Source organism: Herbiconiux oxytropis (assembly GCF_024979315.1).
Classification (GTDB): Bacteria; Actinomycetota; Actinomycetes; order Actinomycetales; family Microbacteriaceae; genus Herbiconiux; species Herbiconiux oxytropis.
This window is the reverse complement of sequence record NZ_JANLCK010000002.1, coordinates 16,180-35,401: the sequence shown is the minus strand read 5'-3', so window position 1 is coordinate 35,401 and position 19,222 is coordinate 16,180. Positions and strand designations below refer to the sequence as shown.

20 protein-coding genes and 1 tRNA gene are annotated in these 19,222 nt (G+C 69.8%); 12 read left to right on the top strand and 9 right to left on the bottom strand.

All coding sequences use genetic code 11. From position 1 onward, the window contains the following. Positions 1-18: 18 nt before the first annotated feature. The 7 genes from N1028_RS03295 (at position 19) to N1028_RS03265 (ending at position 6,443) form a co-directional block, all read left to right on the top strand. Positions 19-801, top strand: coding sequence for an ATP-binding cassette domain-containing protein (locus N1028_RS03295; RefSeq protein WP_259525389.1), 783 nt, complete (start codon positions 19-21; stop codon positions 799-801). After that, positions 798-1,913, top strand: coding sequence for an SIS domain-containing protein (locus N1028_RS03290; RefSeq protein WP_259525388.1), 1,116 nt, complete (start codon positions 798-800; stop codon positions 1,911-1,913). The genes N1028_RS03295 and N1028_RS03290 overlap by 4 nt, the downstream gene beginning before the upstream one ends. A gap of 10 nt (positions 1,914-1,923) precedes the next feature. After that, positions 1,924-3,000 carry a phosphotriesterase family protein gene (locus N1028_RS03285; RefSeq protein ID WP_259525387.1) on the top strand — a complete coding sequence of 359 codons (1,077 nt, stop codon included), beginning with the start codon at positions 1,924-1,926 and terminating at the stop codon, positions 2,998-3,000. Positions 3,001-3,044: 44 nt separating this feature from the next. Beyond that, positions 3,045-4,325, top strand: a complete 1,281-nt coding sequence (locus N1028_RS03280; RefSeq protein WP_259525386.1) for an LCP family protein — start codon at positions 3,045-3,047, stop codon at positions 4,323-4,325. 124 nt (positions 4,326-4,449) lie between these two features. Further along, complete coding sequence (locus tag N1028_RS03275) at positions 4,450-5,649, top strand: LCP family protein (RefSeq protein WP_259525385.1); 1,200 nt, start codon at positions 4,450-4,452, stop codon at positions 5,647-5,649. A gap of 10 nt (positions 5,650-5,659) precedes the next feature. Next, positions 5,660-6,334, top strand: coding sequence for an alpha/beta family hydrolase (locus tag N1028_RS03270; protein WP_259525384.1), 675 nt, complete (start codon positions 5,660-5,662; stop codon positions 6,332-6,334). A gap of 19 nt (positions 6,335-6,353) precedes the next feature. Beyond that, a tRNA-Ser gene (locus N1028_RS03265) sits at positions 6,354-6,443 on the top strand. A gap of 187 nt (positions 6,444-6,630) precedes the next feature. On the opposite strand, the gene N1028_RS03260 is transcribed toward N1028_RS03265, so the two are convergent. From N1028_RS03260 to N1028_RS03220, 9 genes are read right to left on the bottom strand one after another with little or no spacing between them, the layout of a single operon-like run. Then, on the bottom strand, positions 6,631-7,818 hold the full coding sequence (locus tag N1028_RS03260; protein WP_259525383.1) for an acetyl-CoA acetyltransferase: 1,188 nt from the start codon (positions 7,816-7,818) through the stop codon (positions 6,631-6,633). After that, complete coding sequence (locus N1028_RS03255) at positions 7,815-8,459, bottom strand: 3-oxoacid CoA-transferase subunit B (RefSeq protein ID WP_259525382.1); 645 nt, start codon at positions 8,457-8,459, stop codon at positions 7,815-7,817. The genes N1028_RS03260 and N1028_RS03255 overlap by 4 nt, the downstream gene beginning before the upstream one ends. Positions 8,460-8,461: 2 nt before the next feature. Further along, the gene (locus N1028_RS03250; RefSeq protein ID WP_259525381.1) at positions 8,462-9,226 is read right to left on the bottom strand and encodes a CoA transferase subunit A; all 765 of its coding nucleotides are present in this window, start codon (positions 9,224-9,226) and stop codon (positions 8,462-8,464) included. Next, positions 9,223-10,239, bottom strand: coding sequence for a fumarylacetoacetate hydrolase family protein (locus N1028_RS03245; protein ID WP_259525380.1), 1,017 nt, complete (start codon positions 10,237-10,239; stop codon positions 9,223-9,225). Before N1028_RS03245 ends, N1028_RS03250 begins: the two co-directional genes overlap by 4 nt. Further along, positions 10,236-11,762, bottom strand: a complete 1,527-nt coding sequence (locus tag N1028_RS03240; RefSeq protein ID WP_259525379.1) for a bifunctional 3-(3-hydroxy-phenyl)propionate/3-hydroxycinnamic acid hydroxylase — start codon at positions 11,760-11,762, stop codon at positions 10,236-10,238. Before N1028_RS03240 ends, N1028_RS03245 begins: the two co-directional genes overlap by 4 nt. 19 nt (positions 11,763-11,781) lie before the next feature. Continuing rightward, positions 11,782-12,657, bottom strand: coding sequence for an SMP-30/gluconolactonase/LRE family protein (locus tag N1028_RS03235; protein ID WP_259525378.1), 876 nt, complete (start codon positions 12,655-12,657; stop codon positions 11,782-11,784). Between the two features lies 1 nt (position 12,658). Next, positions 12,659-13,552: a VOC family protein gene (locus N1028_RS03230; protein WP_259525377.1), complete on the bottom strand. Its 894-nt coding sequence runs from the start codon at positions 13,550-13,552 to the stop codon at positions 12,659-12,661. Further along, positions 13,552-14,400 carry a fumarylacetoacetate hydrolase family protein gene (locus N1028_RS03225; RefSeq protein WP_259525375.1) on the bottom strand — a complete coding sequence of 283 codons (849 nt, stop codon included), beginning with the start codon at positions 14,398-14,400 and terminating at the stop codon, positions 13,552-13,554. The genes N1028_RS03230 and N1028_RS03225 overlap by 1 nt, the downstream gene beginning before the upstream one ends. 28 nt (positions 14,401-14,428) lie before the next feature. Further along, the gene (locus tag N1028_RS03220) at positions 14,429-15,121 is read right to left on the bottom strand and encodes a GntR family transcriptional regulator (protein ID WP_259525374.1); all 693 of its coding nucleotides are present in this window, start codon (positions 15,119-15,121) and stop codon (positions 14,429-14,431) included. A 165-nt stretch (positions 15,122-15,286) separates the two neighbouring features. Here N1028_RS03220 and N1028_RS03215 point away from each other — a divergent pair, with 165 nt between their 5' ends. Genes N1028_RS03215 through N1028_RS03195 form a run of 5 tightly spaced genes read left to right on the top strand, consistent with a single transcriptional unit; the run spans position 15,287 to position 19,042 of the window. Further along, positions 15,287-15,466 carry a ferredoxin gene (locus tag N1028_RS03215; RefSeq protein ID WP_259525372.1) on the top strand — a complete coding sequence of 60 codons (180 nt, stop codon included), beginning with the start codon at positions 15,287-15,289 and terminating at the stop codon, positions 15,464-15,466. Next, positions 15,463-16,635, top strand: coding sequence for an NAD(P)/FAD-dependent oxidoreductase (locus N1028_RS03210; RefSeq protein ID WP_259525371.1), 1,173 nt, complete (start codon positions 15,463-15,465; stop codon positions 16,633-16,635). The genes N1028_RS03215 and N1028_RS03210 overlap by 4 nt, the downstream gene beginning before the upstream one ends. A gap of 8 nt (positions 16,636-16,643) precedes the next feature. Next, positions 16,644-17,825: a cytochrome P450 gene (locus N1028_RS03205; RefSeq protein WP_259525370.1), complete on the top strand. Its 1,182-nt coding sequence runs from the start codon at positions 16,644-16,646 to the stop codon at positions 17,823-17,825. Then, on the top strand, positions 17,822-18,361 hold the full coding sequence (locus N1028_RS03200; protein WP_259525369.1) for an HtaA domain-containing protein: 540 nt from the start codon (positions 17,822-17,824) through the stop codon (positions 18,359-18,361). Before N1028_RS03205 ends, N1028_RS03200 begins: the two co-directional genes overlap by 4 nt. 9 nt (positions 18,362-18,370) lie before the next feature. Further along, positions 18,371-19,042 (top strand): TetR/AcrR family transcriptional regulator, encoded by a 672-nt coding sequence (locus tag N1028_RS03195; RefSeq protein ID WP_259525368.1) that lies wholly within the window; start codon positions 18,371-18,373, stop codon positions 19,040-19,042. The last annotated feature ends 180 nt before the right edge of the window (positions 19,043-19,222 follow it).

Sequence of the window (19,222 nt, the reverse complement as noted above, 5' to 3'; positions counted from 1 at the left end):
CTGAGATTGGAACCCACCATGCCGAGCGAAACCGCTCTCCCCGGCCAGAAGGCGTCCGGGGCGCCCACCGAGACCCCCTTGCGTCTGGTCGGCATCCACAAGAACTTCGGCGGCGTCGTCGCCATCAAGACGTTCGACCTCGACGTGCAGGCGGGCGAGATCGTGGCCCTCGTCGGCGACAACGGCGCCGGCAAGTCGACCCTGATCAAGATCATCTCGGGCCTCTACCAGCCGAGCGACGGCGAGATCTGGCTCGACGGCCGCCCCGCGAACTTCCGGGACGCCTCGGATGCGCGGGCGAAGGGTGTGGAGGTCGTCTACCAGGACCTCGCACTCGTGGTCGATCAGCCCGTCTACATGAACATGTTCCTCGGCCGCGAGCTCACGACCGGCCCGTTCAAGATCCTCGACCGCAAGCGGATGGCGACCGAGACCCAGAAGCTCGTCGACTCGCTCGACGTGCGGATCCCCTCGGCCAAAGCCACGCTGAGCGACCTCTCGGGCGGTCAGCGCCAGGGCGTCGCGATCTGCCGGGCCACCCACTGGGCCTCGAGCCTCGTGCTGCTCGACGAGCCGACGGCCGCCCTCGGCGTGGCCGAGACGGCGAAGGTCGAGGAGCTCATCCTGAAGCTCAAGGCCAGGGGTGCGGCCATCCTGATCGTGAGCCACAACATGGATCAGGTGTTCCGCATCGCCGACCGCGTCTCGGTGCTGCGCCGCGGCACCCAGGTGGGCACGCGCGTGCTCGCCGACACCACCCACAACGAACTCGTCGCCATGATCACAGGACTCACCTCATGACCGAACTCTCGCCCGCCATCGCCGTCCCTCCTGCCGAGTCCGTCGCACCCGGCGCCCACCTGCGCGCCGAGATCGCGGAGCAGCCCGCGCGCTGGCGCGATCTCATCCCCTTCCAGCGAGAGGTCCTCGATGCCGCGGCCGAGCTCATCCGGAGCATCGAACCCGAGCTGATCGTGTTCGCGGCGAGGGGGTCGAGCGACCACGCCGCCCAGTACGGCCAGTACCTCGCGCACAATCTGCTGCGGACGCCCGCGATGCTCGCGACGCCCGCCACCGCGAGCGCGTTCGGCGTGACGCTGAAGTACCCGCGGTCGGTGATGCTCGCCGTCTCCCAGTCAGGCGAGTCGCCCGATCTGCTCGAGACCGTGCGGTCGGCGCAGGGAGCCGGAGTGGCCGTGATCGCGTTCACGAACGACGCTTCGAGCACGCTCGCGCGCCTCGGCGAGGTGCACGTGCCGCTCTCGGCGGGACCCGAGCTCTCGGTCGCCGCGACGAAAACCTACACGGCCGAGCTCCTCGCTCTGCACCTCGTGCTCTCGCGTGCCGCAGGATCCGACTGGAGCTCGCTCGAAGCCGCGGTCGAGGCCGTGGCGGCGGCCGGTGAGGGCACCATCCGCGCTGCGGCCGACGCGTCGCCCGCCCTCGCCGCCGACCTCCGCGACCAGCAGCGCATCCTCGTGGTGGGTCGCGGCTACTCGATGGCGACAGCCAAGGAGGGCGCGCTCAAGCTCATGGAGACCAACGCCATCGCGGCGTCGGGCTGGAGCGTGGCGGATGCGACGCACGGCCCGCTCGGTCAGGTCGTCGCCGGCACTCCCGTCATCGTGCTCGCGGCGAGCCCCGGAGGGCACGCCTCGGTGGCGACCTTCGCCGGGGCCGCCGCCGACCTCGGCGCCGAGCTCATGGTGGTGGGTGCCCAGGAGCTCGACGCCTCGACACCCGTGCGCTGGAGGATCGCGCTGCCGGGCCTCGACACGTCCGGGGTGCCGGATGAGCTCATCCCGCTGATCGAGATCCTCCCGCTGCAGCAGCTCGCCCTCGAGCTCGCCCTCGAGCGCGGGCTGAACCCGGATCAGCCTGCGGGCCTCAACAAGGTCACGAGGACGCACTAGGTTGACGGGCATGCCGAATCAGCAGGCCGCATCCGCCCCGCCCGTCGCATCCGCCCCTCAGGTGCAGACCGTGCTCGGCCCGGTGCCCGCCGACTCGCTCGGCCGCGTGATGATGCACGAGCACCTGCTGTCGCTCGTGCCCGGCCCCTGGCAGAGCGGTGGGGCGGCCGACGACCGGGTCGACCTCGCGGTGCGCGCGCTGTCGTCGCTTGCCGCTGTGGGCGTGGGCACGGTGGTCGACATCAGCCCCTACGGCGTCGTGGGGCGCGACGACGACGGCGAGAACGCCGTGCTGCTCCGCGCGATCGCCGAGCTCACGGGGCTCAACATCGTTTCGGGCACCGCCGTCTACCTCGAGGCGTACTCGCCCCGCTGGGCGCTCGAGGCCTCCCTCGACGAGCTCACGGCGCGGTTCGTGGCGGATGCGACGACGGGGATCGGCGAGACGGGCGTGGTGGCGGGGGTGCTGGGAGAGCAGGCGACGAGCCTCGGCGTGATCACCCCGCACGAGGAGAAGTGCCTGCGGGCGAGTGCTCGGGCCTCGAACGAGACCGGCCTCGGCATCATGACGCACACGACCCACGGCACGATGGCGCACGAGCAGATCGACATCCTCCGCTCCGAGGGCGCCGACCTCGGCGGCGTGGTGATCGGGCACATGGACACGCAGCTGAGTGTCGACTTCGTGCGGTCGGTGAACGACCGCGGCGTCAACGTGGCGATCGACACCATCGGCAAGGAGACGTGGGAGTTCTTCGTGGGCCCGCCGGAGCAGGATCCGCCGGACGGAGAGTTCGTGAAGAACGCCTTCCACCGCGCCGACGCCCACCGGGCAGACCTGGTGGCGGCCCTCGTGGCCGACGGCCGCACCGACTCCGTGTTCCTCGCCTCCGACCTCACGGGGGCCGAGGTCTGGATGAACCCGGGCACCCACGGCCGGCAGGGCTACAACTACCTCATCGACTCCTTCCTCCCGCTGCTGCACGCGCGCGGCGTGACTCCCGAGCAGTGCGACACGATGCTCGTGGCGAACCCCGCTCGGCTCCTCGGGGGCTGTCTCCGTGGTTCTCAGCTTCATCGGAGATGATGAGAGGTCCCGACTCCTCCCGACCCTGAGATCCGCATCCACCCATGACCCACCCGATCGCCCGTCACGGTCGGCAGAAGACCCCGAAGCCGATCGCCCTGATCGCACGCTTCGTCGGGGTCGCCGCTGCCGTGGTCGCCGTCAGCGGCGCCGCCTTCGCCGGCTACGCCACCTGGAGCGTCTCCAGCGAGGTGCAGACCGTCGCGCTCGCCGGCGAGACCGAGGGCGTCGTGCCGCAGATCGATGCGATCGACGGCGGGGTCAACCTCCTGCTGGTCGGCAGCGACTCGAGGGCCGGCCAGGGCGACGCCTACGGTGACACCGAGGGCAACCTCAATGACGTCACGATGCTCATGCACATCGCCGAGGACCACTCGAGCGCCACGGTCGTGAGCTTCCCCCGCGACCTCGTGGTGCCCATCCCCTCCTGCCCCGACCCCGCGGGCGGCTCCTTCGACGCCATGAGCGCCCAGCCCATCAACGTCACCCTCAGCTACGGCGGCCTCCCCTGCACGGTGCTCACGGTCGAGGCGCTCACGGGGCTGAGCATCCCGTTCGCCGCCGAGATCCAGTTCAACGGGGTCATCGAGATGTCGAACGCCGTGGGCGGCGTGCCCGTGTGCGTGGTCGATCCGATCGACGACGAGTACACGGGGGTCTACCTCGAGACCGGCACCCACACGCTGCAGGGTGCGGATGCGCTCGGCTTCCTGCGCACGAGGCACGGTGTCGGCGACGGCAGCGACCTCGGCCGCATCTCGTCGCAGCAGGTCTTCCTCTCCTCTCTGGTGCGCACCGTGAAGTCGGGGGAGACCCTCTCGGACTTCGGGCGGCTCTACGGCCTCGCGCGCGCGGCCTCGGGCAACATGGTGCTCTCGCAGAGCCTCGCCTCGCCCGACACCCTCGTGTCGATCGCGCTCGCGCTGAAGGACATCGACCTGGAGAAGGTGACCTTCGTGGCCTACCCGGGCAGCACCGACGGCGACGGCGACTACGCAGGCAAGGTGCAGCCGCTCTACGACGACGCCGACGTGCTGTTCGCGGCGATCGCGGCCGATCAGCCCGTGGTCACGGCCGACCCGGCGAACACGGGGGTGGGGGCGATGGTCGACCCGAACGCGCCCGCGGCTACGGCAGAGTCCGAGCCGGCCGCCGCCGATGTGGCCGCCTCGGCTGCGGAGGCCGCCACTGACCCCAGTTCTGGGGCGGCGGATGCCACACCCGACACGAGCGGGAATGCGGCGGCGGCGGCCACGGCCCTGCCACAATCGATCACAGGTCAGACAGCAGCGGAGTACACCTGCTCGAAGGGGAACGACTATTAGCCGCAAGACGTCCGGGCCGGAGCGCACGGCCCCGAAGCCGATCGCGCGACACGGGCGCCTGTCGTCCCCGCATCCGCTGCGCGCCATCGGCACGGTCGCGCTCACCTGTCTCGCGGTCGTGCTCGTGAGCGGCGCCTCGATCGCGGCCTACGCGGCGTGGGACGTGACGGCCTCCATCAGCACCGTCTCGCTCGCCTCGGATCTCGAGTCGGGGGAGGAGGGTGCAGCACCCCCGCCCTCGATCGACGCGATCGACGGCGGCGTGAACCTCCTGCTCGTGGGCAGCGACTCCCGCACGAACCAGGGCGACGCCTACGGGGAGGACGAAGGCGGTGAGCTCAACGACGTCACGATGCTCCTGCACATCGCCGAGGACCACTCCAACGCCACCGTCGTGAGCTTTCCGCGCGACCTCGTGGTCGACCTCCCGGAGTGCCCGGAGGGCGGGGGCTACACCGCACCCATCAACACGGCGCTCTCGCAGGGCGGGCTCGCCTGCGTGGCGCTCACGGTCGAGTCGCTCACGGGCCTCAGCGTGCCGTTCGCGGCCGAGATCCAGTTCAACGGCGTGATCGAGATGTCGAACGCGGTGGGTGGCGTGCCCGTCTGCGTCACCGACGTGATCGACGACCCGTACACGGGCGTGTACCTCGAGCCGGGCACCCACCCCCTGGCCGGGGCGGATGCGCTCGGTTTCCTGCGCACGAGGCACGGTGTCGGCGACGGCAGCGACCTCGGCCGCATCTCGTCGCAGCAGGTGTTCCTCTCCTCGCTCGTGCGCACCGTCAAGAGCGACTCGACGCTCACCGACTTCGGCAAGCTCTACGGGCTCGCGAAGGCCGCGGCGAGCAACATGATCCTCTCCGACCGGCTGGCCTCGCCCGACACGATGGTGTCGATCGCGCTCGCCTTGAAGGACATGGATCTGTCGAAGGTCACGTTCGTGGCGTTCCCGTCGTACTCGGCCGACTGGGTGCCCGAGGGCAAGGTGGCGCCGGACACCGAGGCGGCCGAGATCCTGTTCGCCGCGATCCGGGCCGATCAGCCCGTGGCGGTGGAGGCTCCGGGTGGGATCGCGTCGGTCGTCGACCCGAATGCTCCGGCCGAGGCGGCGCCGGCTGATCCTGCGCCCGCGGAGCCTGCGCCTGTCGATCCAGCGCCTGTCGATCCCGAGGCGCCGGTGGATCCGGAGGCACCGGTCGACCCTGAGGCGCCCGTCGAGCCCGAGCCCGGCTCGGTCAACGCCGACGGCTCGACCGTGCTGCCCTCGAACGTCAAGGGACAGACGGCTGCCGACTACACCTGTTCGGTGGGCAACGAGTAGCGTCGTCGGCATGGTCGATCCTGCTGCCGCCGCGCCCGACCTCCTCTGGGGTGGCCCGGAGGGGGCGCCGGTGCTCGTTCTCGCACACGGGGCGGGAGCGGCGATGGACTCCGACTGGATGAACCGGATGTGCGCGCTGCTGGCCGAGCGAGGCATCCGCACGGCGCGGTTCGAGTTCGCCTACATGGCGGCCAGACGGCTGGGGTCGCGGAAGCCTCCTCCCCGGGCCGAGACGCTCGCGGGTGAGTACCGGGCGGCGGTCGACGCGGTGCGTGCCGCCTCCGGGGCCTCGGCGGTGGCGATCGGCGGCAAGTCGATGGGCGGCCGGGTGGCGAGCCTCGTGGCCGACGACCTGCACGCCTCCGGAAGCGTCGCCGCACTGGCGTGCCTCGGCTATCCTTTCCATCCGCCCGGGTCTCCGGAGAAGCTCCGCACCGCCCACCTCGAGCGCCTCGACACCCCCACGCTCATCGTGCAGGGCTCACGCGATCCGTTCGGCGCCCGCGAGGAGGTGCCCGGCTACCCGCTCGATCCGCGCATCCGGGTGCACTGGCTCGACGACGGCGAGCACGAGTTCAAGCCGCGCGTGAAGATCTCGGGCCACACCCATGCCGAGCACCTGCAGGCGGCTGCCGACGAGGTCGCGGCCTTCCTGCACGAGACCATGCGCTCGCATGTCGTATGATGGCGGAGGCGAAAGCCAAGGAGACGTCGCATAGTTCGGCCTAGTGCACCACCCTGCTAAGGTGGAGTACCCGTCAAGGGTACCGTGGGTTCAAATCCCACCGTCTCCGCACGTCCCACCCCGTGATCCGCTTCTGCACCGGGCTGGGTTCGACGTGATGTGGGCTTCCACGTGATGTGGGCTTCGACGTGATGTGGTGGCCACCCAGCCTCGGTCGATGGTACCTAACCGTTCGCCGTCGCAGGCTGGGTGGCCGGTCTCGTAGACCCGCTACACGCGGGAGTTCCTGGTTCCGTTCACAGTCCCTCGAGGACACTCACGTAATTCGCCACCGCCAAGCCGCCCATGTTGTGCACGGCGGCCATCCGAGCGCTCGGGAGCTGCATCGCACCGGCGGTGCCGGTGAGCTGCATGGCGGCGAGCACGTGCTGCGAGACCCCGGTGGCACCCACCGGATGGCCCTTCGACTTGAGGCCGCCCGAGAGGTTGACCGGGAGCAGGCCGTCGCGGTGCACCCAGCCCTCGTCGAGTGCCCTCGAGCCCTGCCCCGCGGGGGTGAGGCCCATCACCTCGTACATGATCAGCTCAGCTATGGTGAAGCAGTCGTGCAGCTCCACCAGGTCGAGGTCGTCGAGCGTGATGCCGGCCATGGCGAGGGCCCGGTGCCAGGCGGCGGCGCTTCCGGCGAAGGCGGTGGGGTCGCGCTTGGCGGCGGGCAGGAAGTCGTTCGCCTGTGCGAACGCGCGGAGTCGCACCGGCGGTGTCAGCGCGCCGCCCACCGGCCGGGTCGAGAGCACGACGGCAGCGGCCCCGTCCGAGATGGGCGAGCAGTCGGTGCGCTTGAGCGGATAAGCCACCATCGGGTTCTGCGCCGATTCCGTCTGGCAGAACTCGACGCTCAGCTCCTTGTGCAGCTGGGCATACGGATTCGCCGTGCCGTTGTGGTGGTTCTTCGACGCGATCTGCCCGAGCGCGCCGACGACATCGCCGTACCGGTCAGCGTAGGCCAGCGCCGTGCCCGCGAAGAGGCCGGCGAAGCCGGTGGCCGACTCGTGGCCCGCCAGCTCGTAGTCGGCGCCGAGCAGGGCCGAGCCGACTACGGATGCGGGCGCGTGGGTCATCTTCTCGGCGCCGATCACGAGCACGGTCGTCGCAGTGCCCGCCAGAAGCGACTTGACCCCCTGATGCACGGCGGCGGATCCGGAGGCACACGCGTTCTCCACCCGGGTGGCGGGCACGTTCGCGAGATCGTCGGACACCTGGAGCGCCAGCGACGAGGCGAACCCCAGCGGCAGCAGGCCCGAGTTGAACTGCCCGAGGTAGATCTCATCGATGTCGGATGCCTCGAGGCCCGCGCCGGCGATCGCCTCGCGGGCCACACCCACGATCAACGACTCCAGGGTCTCCTCGGGGAGCTTGCCGAACGGCGAGTGCCCCCATCCCGTGAGCAGCACGTCCGTGCCGAAGCGGCTCATGACGGTCATGCGCGGAACCCCGATCCCGGTTCGAACGGTGCGGCGGTGAGTTCGCGCAGCTGTTCCACCGACACACCGGGGGCGACCCGGCGCAGCACGAGGCCGGTCGCGGTGACGTCGAAGTCGGCCAGGTTGGTGACGATGCGCTGCACCACCCCCACCCCGGTGAGGGGAAGGGTGCAGTGCTCGACGATCTTCGGCTCACCCGCCTTCGTGGTGTGTTCGGTCAGCACCACGATCCTCCGGGTGCCGGCGGCGAGGTCCATCGCCCCGCCCATGCCCTTGACGAGGGCGCCGGGGATCGCCCAGTTCGCCAGGTCGCCGGTGGAGGAGACCTGCATGGCCCCGAGGAACGCGATGTCGATGTGCCCGCCCCGGATCATGGCGAACGATTCCGGCGAGCCGAAGATGCTCGCGCCAGGTAATGCGGTCACCGTCTGCTTGCCCGCATTGATCAGGTCGGCATCCTCGTCGCCCTCGTAGGGGAAAGGCCCCATGCCGAGCAGCCCGTTCTCGCTCTGCAGGGTCACCGTGACCCCCTCGGGCAGGGTGTTCGCGATGAGGGTAGGGATGCCGATCCCGAGGTTCACGTAGTCGCCGTCCCGCAGCTCCTCGGCTGCGATCGTGGCCATCTCGGTTCTGGTCCACACGGTCAGGCCTCCTGCATCACGCGTCCGGCAGCGTCAGCCTCGAGAGGCCGCTGACGCACCGTTCGCTGCTCGATGTGCTTCACCCGGTCGGGCGCCAGCACGATCCGCTGCACGTATACCCCGGGGGTGACCACGTGATCCGGGTCTATCTCGCCCACCTCGACGATGCGCTCGACCTCGGCGATCGTGACGCGCCCAGCCGTCGCGACGACCGGGTTGAAGTTGCGGGCGGTGTAGCGGTAGACCAGGTTGCCCGCGCCGTCGGCGAGATGCGCCCGCACCAGGGAGAGGTCGGCGACGATGGCCCGTTCCCGGATGAACGACTGGCCATCGAAGATCTCGACCGGCTTGCCCGCGGCCACTTCGGTGCCCACTCCCGTCTTCGTGTAGAACGCCGGGATGCCCGCCCCACCGGCGCGCAGCCGTTCGGCCAGCGTGCCCTGCGGCACGAACTCCACCTCCACCTCGCCGGCCAGGAAGCGGCGGGCGAAGAGCTTGTTCTCTCCGATGTAGGAGGCCACCACCTTCGCGACCTGGTCGTTCTCGAGCAGCAGCCCTAGGCCCGAGCCGTCGATCCCCATGTTGTTCGACACGATCGTCAGGTTGCGCACGGCGGAGTCCCTGACGGCCTCGATCAGCCCGACCGGCACCCCGCTCACCCCGAATCCGCCGACCGCGATGGTCATCCCATCGGACACGACGCCGGCCACCAGCTCGCGCACCGACTCGGGCGAGCCCGATCCGATCCTCGACCTCGTGCCGCTCATCGTGCCCTCGCGAAGGTGGCGTCGAGCTCGACGGCGCGCGACGGTCCCTCGCCCTTTCGTCCCACCTGGTTGCGCAGGATGCCGATGCCCTCCGCCTCGAGCTCGACCACGCTGCCCTCGTTGATCCAGCGGCCGATCTCGACGCCGCAGCCCCTCGCGATGGTGCCGCTGCCCAGCAGGTCTCCGGGCCGGAGCGTCTGCTCCTGGCTGGTCCACTCCACGATCTCCTCGAACGAGAACTGCATCGTGCCCACCGTTCCCGCCGACCACACCTCGCCGTCCACTCGCGCCTCCAGAGCGGCGGTGCGCCAGTCGAACTCGTCTGGCGTGGCGATGCAGGGCCCGATCGAGCTGCCGAAGTCCTTGCAGATGCCCGGCCCGATGCCGATGCTCATCTCCCGCGCCTGGATGTCTCGGGCGCTCCAGTCGTTGTAGAGCGTGTAGCCGACGATGTGCTCGCTCGCGTCATTGGCCGCGATCCTCCGTCCCGGTGCTCCGATCACGGCGCAGATCTCCAGTTCGTAGTCGAGCTTGTCAGTGAAGGCGGGCCACGGGATGGTGTCGTCCGGCCCGTAGATCTCGTCGACGTTCCCCTTGTAGTGCGCCGGGATGCGATACCACTCGTCGGGCACCTCCTGGATGACTCCAGCGGCCACAGAGCCGCGCATGTGCTCCTCGATCGCGAGGAAGTCCCGCAGGCTGTTCGGGCGCGGCAGCGGTGCGACGAGCTGCACCTCGGTGGCGGGGTGCGTGACCGGGCCCTCCCGCCCGGCGGTCATCGCGGCATCGCAGACATCTTGCACCTCGTCGAGGGCGCGCTCCCCGCCGCCGATGATCCGGATCAATTCGGATGGCCCGCCGGGCTCCCGGCCGCCGCGCGCCGGGAGCCCGGCGGCGGCCAGGGCGAGGTCGATGTCGACGACACGGTCGCCGTGCAGAATGCCGGCCCGCAGCACGACGGCCTGCAGCTCCGCTCCGTCGAGCATCCGCCTCGCGAAGGTGACCAGTCTCACCGCGGCACTCCGGCTGCCTCAGCGGGAACGGGGAGGGGCTCGAGGGCCGCGCGGAGCCGCGCGATCAGCGCCTCCACACCCTCCGGCTCATCGACCGCACCGAAGAGGTAGCGATCCGGGCGCACGATCGCGGCGGCAGCACCGAGTTCGTTCAGCCACTCTCCCACCGGCCCAGGAACCGCCTCGACCGTCGCCACGTCGAGCGCCGCCAGCAGCTCGAGGGCGGCCGGGCTCGTGCGAGCCGTGGCCTCGGGCGTGGCGATGAGGGAGAACCTGTAGCCCACGAGGTCGTCGAGCAGTTCGCCCTCTCCCGTGCGCGGCTGGGCGCTGAGCGTTCCGGCCCGTCCCTCCTCGATGTCGCGCACACCCGGGCCGAGTGGAGGCCGGAGCACGGGAGCTTCGAACACCTCGGGCTCCTCCTCCGGCGCATCGAGGATCTCGATCCGGTTCGCCATCTCGGCGGCGATGGTGGTGAAGGTCACGACGTGCGGACGGCGCTCGCTCTGATAGGTGTCGAGCAGGGCGGGCGCCGACTCTCCCCGCACCACCCGGCCGAGCTTCCAGCCCAGGTTGGTGGCGTCCCGGATTCCGGAGCACATCCCCTGACCGAGATGCGGGGGCATGGTGTGCGCGGCATCCCCGGCGAGGAGCACGCGGCCCACCCGCCACTGGTCGGCGGTGAGCGACCGCCACTCGTAGACGTCGCTCCGGAGCAGGCGGTACTCGTGCGGCTGAAGCCACGGGGCGATCATCTCGTAGGCCTTCTCCGCCCGCTCGAACTCCTTCGAGTCGTCGTCGGGGCGCAGCATGAGCTCGAACCGGAGGCGCGGCGCCGCGGTGGGCAGCGCGGTGAGCGGATTCGGGGCGACGGCGTGGATCCAGGAGTCCCGGCCCGGCAACCCCTTTCCCTCTCCGAGCTCAACCAGCGGCATGATGTCGGTGATCAGCGACCGGTGGGTGGCGTGGTGATCGGTCTGCGTGGCTCCGATGAACTTCCGGACGCGGGAATTGGCGCCGTCGGCGCCCACCACGTAGGACGCGGTGATGTTCGACACCTGGTCGGTCGCGATCTCGCGCACGCTCAGCACCACCTCGTCACCGGAGTCCTCCAGCGCGGTGAGGTCCCAGCCGAACCAGGTGCTCGCCCCCGCGTAGTTCTCGGCGTGGCCCCGCAGCACGGCCTCGAAGTCGGGCTGGTGGAACATGTAGTCCGACTGCCAGCCCTGCTCGGTGATGCCCCGGTTCATGTCCATCGCCACCACCGTGCGCCACTTCGCGTCGTAGTGCCGGTAGGTGCCCACGAGGGAGAATGTCTCCTCGAGCTCGTGCAGGCCGAGGGTCTGGAAGGCACGCATCGTCTCGTCGTCGAGATGCGTGGCGCGCGGGAACGGAATCGGCAGCCGCCCCCGGTCGACCAGGGCCACGGTGAGCCCCTCGAGTTCGAGGAGGCGGGCCAGGGCCAGTCCCGTCGTGCCACAACCGATGACGGCCACGTCCACTCTGACGTCGGCGCGTTCGCTCATGTCGATCACCTTTCGTTCGTTACTGCGGGTTGTCTGTTGTCGGATTGACTGTTGTCGGATGGTGCAGAGCGCTCACCCGCGCACGGGTGCGCTGGCGGTGAGCGGCATCGGTGACGGAGAGCTCCGGATCCCGGCTGGTGGCGCTGGTGAGGATGAGATCGTCGCCCGCACCCAGGCAGCACGCGATCGCGAAGCCGTCGACGTCGATGCGGTCGACGAGAGCGCCGTCCGCGACGCGGATGAAGGCATTGCCGCTGGTGGTGGCCACCCAGACCGATCCGTCGGCCGCCACGCAGGCGCCGTCGGGTCGGAAGTCATCTCCCAGCTCGGCCCGCAGGTCGAACCAGAGGCGCCGGTCGGTGAGCTCGCCGTTCGGCCCGAGGGTGAAGGCGGTGAGCCGGTGGGCGTAGGTCTCTGCCACGACGAGGGTGCGCCCCTCGTCCACGACGACGAGCCCGTTCGGGAACACCAGGTCGTCGGCCGCCACCGACACGATCGGTGTGGCGCCGTCAGGAGCGATGCGGAGCAGCCGGCCCGGCCGATCCGGCCCGCGCACCTCGTCGACGAGCACGGTGCCGTCCGGCAGCACGATCAGGTCGCCGAGCGTGCCCGTGACCCAGCCGCTCAGCTCGGCGTGCAGCGACCACCGCTCCCCGTCGAAGCTGTCGAGGCGCGCCCCGGTCATCCGTGCCCCGACGAGCTCGCCCGAGGGCAGGATGCCGGTGCCGTTGATCGGGCTGTCGAGGGTGTGGATGACGGTGTCGTCACCGGTGAGAAGGAACAGCCGCGAACCCTGCGTGTCGGAGACCCAGAGCCGGCCGTCGTCCCAACAGGGTGACTCCGCCCAGACGAGGTCGTCTGCCAGCAGACGGAGGCCCGCTGTGGTCGCGGCCATCTCAGGCCCTCCTCACACCGGGTGGGAGCCCGAGCTCGGAGAAGCCCTCCGGGGTGAGGTGCGGACCCCAGAGGCTCACCCACTTGTGCCCGTCGAACGACCACTCGCCCGGCACGTGCCGGGCATCGTCGTAGATGCGCTCCATGTCGCAGTAGAACTCCTGCACCAGGCCGCTCGGCTCCTGCAGGTAGGTGGCGATGTTCCGTCCCATGCCGTGCCGCAGCGGGCCCCACAGAACCGACCCGCCGCGGGCGTCGACGAGGTCGGCGATGGCGCCGATCTCGAGGATGGTCGGATACTCCCAGGCCACGTGGTGGATGCGCCCGGCGCCCGGGAAGACACCGATCCCGTGGTGGTCGACGTTGCACCGCAGGAACACCCCGCCCTCCATGCCGTCGACGCGGTCGGACACCCGGAAGTCGAACAGCTCGGTGAGCATGCGCTCCATCCGGCGGGGGTCGGGCACGAAGAAGTTGAAGTGCCCCAGTCGGGTCGGCCTCAGTGCCCCGGTCGGCGCCGGGGCCGGTACCTGCGTCATCCGGCTGTAGAGCTGGAAGACGAAGCCGAACTCGTCGACGAAGGCGAAGCCATCCTCGATGCCGACACCGAGCGGCACATCGCTCACGATCTGGAGACCGGCCGCCTCCACCCGTCGGCGGGCTTCGGCGAGTCCCTCCTCATCGGATGCGACGAGGCCGACGTGATCGAGCGCATCCTCATCCGCCCGGATGTAGTGGATGCTGTGATGCGCCGTTCCGAGGGTGAACCAGACCTGGCCCTCCTCGCGCCGGCTGGCGTGCAGGCCGAGCATGACCGTGGCGAACTCCTCCGCAGCGGCGAGGTCGCGCACCCGGATCGACACGTGGCCGATCTCGCTGATGACGGGTGCGAGCATCAGGCGACCACCGCCTCGCGGGCGGCGACGCAGCGGGTGGTCTGCGTTCCGAGGCCCTCGATGGAGCAGGTCACGCTGCTGCCCGGGGTGAGGTACGCCGGCGGGTCGGCGACGTGCCCGACGCCTGCGGGCGTGCCGGTGGCGATCAGATCGCCGGGCACGAGCGTGATGATGGTGCTGATGTAGGAGATGATCTGCGGCACGGTGAAGACGAGGTCGTCGGTGGCGGAGGACTGCTTCACCTCCCCGTCGACAGAGAGCTCCATCCGCAGCGAACGTGCGTGGTCGATCTCGTCGGGCGTCACGAGGAACGGGCCCACCGGGGTGGAGTGCTCGAAGGTCTTGCCGGCGAGGAACTGCGACGTGCGCAGCTGCCAGTCGCGCATCGAGACGTCGTTGACGATGGTGTAACCGGCGACGTGGTCGAGGGCGTCGGCTTCGCTGACGTGGCGGGCCGGCTTGCCGATGACGACGCCCAGCTCGATCTCCCAGTCGACCTTGTCCGACGCCGAGGGGATCTCGAGGTCGTCGTTCGCACCGATCAGGCTGCGTGCGAACTTGGCGAACAGGGTCGGGTGCTGCGGGATGTCGAGGTGGGCCTCCGCGGCGTGCGAGGCGTAGTTGAGCCCGACGCAGAACACCTTCTCGGGTGCCGGAGTGAGGGGCGCGAAGTCGGCTTCGGCGAGCGGGATGCGGGCGCCGTCGCCTGCCGAGGCCGCTCGCTCGGCCCAGTCCTCACCCGATGCGATCAGCGCTCCGACATCGGTGAAGGGCAGGAGCGCGAGCTCGTCACCGTCCACGCGCGCCGCGCGCAGTCCTTCAGTCGTTCGTATGGTTGCCAGTTTCATGGTCTTCTCCTTCTCAGATCCATCGAAGTCAGTGCTCGGTCAGATCGGCGTCGAGCGGCAGCAGCTCGCTCAGCAGCATCTGCGTGGTGAAGGCGATGTGCTCCCGCAGGAGCCGCACACCGCGGTCGAGGTCGCGATCGAGCGCCGCGTCGGCGAGCGCCTTGTGCTCGGCCACCGGGTCGCGATCGTTCTCGGCCAGGAGCGGTGCGGCCCACCGGCGGTACAGCTCGGTCTCGGCCCGCAGGCCCCGGGCGATCTCGATCAGTCGGTGGTTGCCGCATCCGGCGAGCAGGGCGGCGTGAAAGGCCTCGTGGGCGAGGTACCAGTCGTCGCCTCGGCCCTTCGCTGCGATGTCCCGATCGCGAAGGTTCAGCAGGTGGTGCGCGGCCACGACCTCGGACTCCCAGCCGTCGCCGCCCTCCTGGATGGCGTGACCGAACGCGAGCCCCTCGATGTCGACCCGCGCGGTGGTCAGCTCCGTGAGTTCACCGGCGGAGAGCGAGGCCACCGCATACCCGAGGTGGGGCTGAAGGGTCACCAGTCGTTCGGCGGTCAGCTTCGTCAGGGCCTCCCGCACCGGACCGACGCTCGTTCCGTAGGCCTCGGAGAGCTCCGGGAACTTCAACCGCTTTCCAGGTTCGAGCCGGCCGAGGAAGATCTCGGAGCGGAGCAGTTCGTAGAGCTCATCCGCTCGGGTTCCTGTGGTCGTGCTTCTCTGCACGCTGCGCTTCATCACAGGGGAAAGCTAGCTGACATCTGAAACCAGTGCAAACATTTTAAACAAAATAGTAATTCTGATTCTGCTTGACTTCGACAGGGATGGTCTGACACGCTCCCTGCAAGGTACGACGACGTAGCGACAGGCAGGACGATTGTGAAGATCAGTGTGGATCGAACCCGGTGCGAGGGGTACGGCTTCTGCGAGGAGAAGGCCCCGACGCTCCTCCGACTCGACAGCGACGACGAACTGGAGATCCTCTCCGAGGAGGTCGGCGACGACCAGCAGGACCGCGCTCGCCTCGCCGTCCGGAGCTGCCCGGTGGCCGCACTGAGGCTCGAGGAGTGACCGTGCTCCCACCGGACGGAACCGTGGTGGTGGTCGGTGCCTCCATTGCGGGCATCACCGCAGTGGAGGAGCTGACGGCGCGCGGCCACACCGGCCCGATCGTGCTGGTCGAGGCTGAGGTGTCGGCGCCCTACGCGAAGCCTCCGCTGTCGAAGGCCGTTCTCTCCGGGGCCGCCGAGCCGGAATCCGCTTCGATCCCTCTTGCCGAGAGCGCCCGCATCCGGCGCGTGCGAGGTGATGCCGCGGTGCGTCTCGACGTCGCGGGGAGCACGGTCGGACTGGCCAGCGGCGAGCCGCTCCCCTTCGACGGCCTGGTGATCGCCACAGGCGCGAGAGCCCGGACAGTGGCTGACCTGGGCGGTAACACCTCCGGGCTCGAGGAGCGGGTGCTCCGCACTCTGGATGATGCCCGCCGTCTGCGCGATGAGCTGCGCACGGCCTCCGCGATCGTGATCGTCGGGGCCGGAGTGCTCGGCATGGAGCTGGCCTCCGTTGCGGCATCGATGGGGATCGCGGTCACCGTCCTGTCGAACGAGGCGCCGCTGCTGTCCCAGTGCGGGCCGTTCGTGTCGGCCCTGGTGGAGCGGGAGGCGCGCGCCCACGGGGTCGAGCTGGTCACCGACCCCTCGGGGGTGACCCTGGTGGAGCGCGGGGGCCGGCTGGCCGCCCGGCTGGGGTCGACGGTGTACGAGGGCGACCTCGTCGTGTCTGCCGTCGGCGACCGCCCGAACATCGAGTGGCTGGCCGGCTCGGGACTGGTGTGCCTGCCGGGAGTGGTGGTCGACTCCCGTTGCCGGGTCACCGATCGCATCGTCGCCGCGGGTGACGTGGCGGCCTTCGGCAGCCCGCCGCGCCGCAATCCGCACTGGTCGAACGCGCTCGACCAGGCGCGCACCGCCGTCGCCGCCCTGCTGAACGGCGATGAGGCACCCGAGTATCTCGCCCGCCCCTACTTCTGGTCGGACCAGTTCTCACTCGCGCTGAAGATGGGGGGCCACACTCCGTTCCTGGGCGAGCCCGACGTTCTGGCCGGATCCCTCGACGACCTCGACGCGCTGGTGCAGTGGCGGCGTGACGGCGTGCCGTACGGCGCCCTCGCCGTGAACCGGCGCATCGCCATCTCGAAGCTGCACCTCGCTGCGGGAAACCCCACCGCGAACATCATCTAGGAGTCATCATGACAACCATCACCACCCCTTCCGACCTCGACCTGTTCTCGGACGAGAACCTCACCGACCCGTATCCGGCCTATCGCGCCCTCCGTGATGAGGCACCCGCCGTCTGGTTGGACCGCGTCGGCTGCTGGGCCGTCACCCGCTACGACGGGGTGCGGGAGGTTCTCGGCGACTGGGAGCGCTTCAGTGCAGCCCAGGGCGTGGGCATGAACGACGAGGTGAACACCGCGACGCAGGGCACGATCCTCGCCTCCGATCCGCCCCTCCATGACACGCTCCGCGGAGTGCTGGCCGAGAGCCTCAGCCCGCGGGCGATCAAATCCCTCTCGGGGAGCATCAGCGAGCAGGCGCATCGGCTCGTGGACTCCCTCGTGGAGGACGGCGGCTTCGACGCCATCGGGCAGCTGGCCCGCGTGTTCCCGCCCTCCATCGTCGCCGACCTGATCGGGTTCCCTCAGGACGTGCGGCCTCGCCTGCTCCCCTGGGGCGATGGCGTGTTCAACGCGTTGGGTCCGGTGAACGAGCGGATGACCTCCGCCATGCCACTCCTGCAGGAATTGTACGGCTGGGTGTACGGCATCCAGGGCTCGGATCTCACGGAGGGCAGCATGGGCCGAGCCGTCTACGACGCCGCCGACCGGGGCGTGATCGACCACGCCTCGGCGCCGCAGCTTCTCGTGGCCTACACGGCAGCGGCCATGGACACCACGATCAACGCGATCGGTTCGGCGGTGTGGCTGTTCTCCACCCATCCGGAGCAGTGGGACGCCGTGCGCGCCGACCGGTCGCTGATCCCCGCCGCCTTCAACGAGGTGCTGCGGTTCGAGAGCCCCGTGCACGTGTTCACCCGGGTGGCCACGCGCGATCTGGCCATCGATGGAACGCCCATCGGCGAGGGCGATCGCCTGATGGTTCTGTATGCATCGGCGAACCGCGACGAGCGCCACTTCGGCGACAGCGCCGACGAGTTCGACGTCACCCGCGACGCCTCCGACCAGTTGGCCTTCGGCTACGGCCTGCACGGCTGCGCCGGCCAGGGCTTCGCCCGCATGGAGGCACACGCCCTGTTCGAGGCGATGGCCGATCGAATCGAGCGCTTCGAGCCTGCGGGCACGCCGAAGCGGCACCTGAACAACTTCGTGCGGGGGCTCGAGACCCTGCCGGTGACCATCCGAAAGGCATGACGGCTGTGCAGTTCGAGCTGGTCTGGGGCGTCAAGGAGAGCCTGATCCGGTACGTGCTGCAGCTCGGTGACGGGCGGGTCCAGGCGGGCGCGGGAGGGTCGTTCGCCGACGGAGTGTTCCGTCTCCCCTTCCGGGATCAGCAGGTGACGGATGCCGGGCGCACCGTGGCATTCGACGGCACGATCCTGATCGAGGGCCATGGCGGTCTGCTGCGCATCCGTCTCGCGGAACTCCGGGTGGAGTGCGCTCGCGACACCGTCCTGCTCACGGCGGAGACGGTCGACCCCTCTTCAGAGCTGATGGAGCGACGGCCGATCGCCGTTCTGGCGGCCACGCCGCCGCCGAGCCCGAGCGAGCGGGGGGTCTGGAGCCCTGTCGAGGCGCGGTTGACGCAGGCGGGGGCCGAGACGCTCGGGATGCTGCAGTACTACCCGACCCAGCGGGTGGACGACGTGAGCTGGTCGGCGCCGGCGGAGCTGCAGCATCCGCGTCCGGTTCCGCATCCGCTCGGCTCGGCCGCCCCGGGCAGCGCCTAGTCTGGGGCTATGGAACCGAAGACCGTTCTGCTCAACACGCCCCAGCAGGCACGGTCGCGGGACTCGTGGAACCGCGTGCTCGAGGCCGGCGAACGCATCCTGGAGACATCCGGATATAAGGGCTTCACCATCGGTGCAGTGTGCCGCGAGGCGAGTGTCTCGGTGGACGCCATCTACGCCCGGGTCTCCGGCAAGGACGCGCTCTTCCTCGCCGTCTACGAGAACGCCCTGGCCGAGATGGCCGTGGGGCAGGATGCACTCGACGATTCCATGACCCTCGACGCGCTGCCCATCGACGAGCTGGTGCGCCGGGCCGTCACCGTGGTGGCCGACATCTTCTTGGAGCGGGCGGGATTCGTGCGGTCGATCGTGCTGCTCTCGGGCTCTCACGAGGCGGTGCGTCAGCACGGATCGGAGTGGACGAGAGAGCTCGGCCACCGGTTCGCGCGCTTGCTGGAGCGCCGGTCGACCGAGATCCCGCACGCCGACGCCCGCTTCGTCGTGGATGCATGCTTCCGCACCGTGTTCTCGTCGATCGCGATCCACATCGCCTACGGATCAGACTTCGTCTCCGAGCACGGCCAGACCGATGCGCAGTTCGTGCACGAGCTGTGCGAAACCGCGGTGCGGTATCTGCTGTGCGAGTACCGGGCGCCGGAGCCGGCGTCGGATTCGCCCTGACCTGAATCGGCGGAACCTCACCTCTCCTCGCCCCTGGCCGCGCGGCTTCAGCAGCACGGCTGGCAGGTCCGCCGCATCCGGGGCGTGCGCCACGACATGCAGCCCGAAGACCCCGACGGCACCTTCGCTGTGGTCGAGGACGTGCTGTAGTCGGTGACGACATCTCGCCGACGACGAGCC

Coding starts and splice junctions, on each gene's coding strand:
- N1028_RS03295 (WP_259525389.1), top strand. CDS start 19: ATGCCGAGCGAAACCGCTCTCCCCGGCCAGAAGGCGTCCGGGGCGCCC.
- N1028_RS03290 (WP_259525388.1), top strand. CDS start 798: ATGACCGAACTCTCGCCCGCCATCGCCGTCCCTCCTGCCGAGTCCGTC.
- N1028_RS03285 (WP_259525387.1), top strand. CDS start 1,924: ATGCCGAATCAGCAGGCCGCATCCGCCCCGCCCGTCGCATCCGCCCCT.
- N1028_RS03280 (WP_259525386.1), top strand. CDS start 3,045: ATGACCCACCCGATCGCCCGTCACGGTCGGCAGAAGACCCCGAAGCCG.
- N1028_RS03270 (WP_259525384.1), top strand. CDS start 5,660: ATGGTCGATCCTGCTGCCGCCGCGCCCGACCTCCTCTGGGGTGGCCCG.
- N1028_RS03260 (WP_259525383.1), bottom strand. CDS start 7,818: ATGACCGTCATGAGCCGCTTCGGCACGGACGTGCTGCTCACGGGATGG.
- N1028_RS03250 (WP_259525381.1), bottom strand. CDS start 9,226: ATGAGCGGCACGAGGTCGAGGATCGGATCGGGCTCGCCCGAGTCGGTG.
- N1028_RS03240 (WP_259525379.1), bottom strand. CDS start 11,762: ATGAGCGAACGCGCCGACGTCAGAGTGGACGTGGCCGTCATCGGTTGT.
- N1028_RS03235 (WP_259525378.1), bottom strand. CDS start 12,657: ATGGCCGCGACCACAGCGGGCCTCCGTCTGCTGGCAGACGACCTCGTC.
- N1028_RS03230 (WP_259525377.1), bottom strand. CDS start 13,552: ATGCTCGCACCCGTCATCAGCGAGATCGGCCACGTGTCGATCCGGGTG.
- N1028_RS03225 (WP_259525375.1), bottom strand. CDS start 14,400: ATGAAACTGGCAACCATACGAACGACTGAAGGACTGCGCGCGGCGCGC.
- N1028_RS03205 (WP_259525370.1), top strand. CDS start 16,644: ATGACAACCATCACCACCCCTTCCGACCTCGACCTGTTCTCGGACGAG.
- N1028_RS03200 (WP_259525369.1), top strand. CDS start 17,822: ATGACGGCTGTGCAGTTCGAGCTGGTCTGGGGCGTCAAGGAGAGCCTG.
- N1028_RS03195 (WP_259525368.1), top strand. CDS start 18,371: ATGGAACCGAAGACCGTTCTGCTCAACACGCCCCAGCAGGCACGGTCG.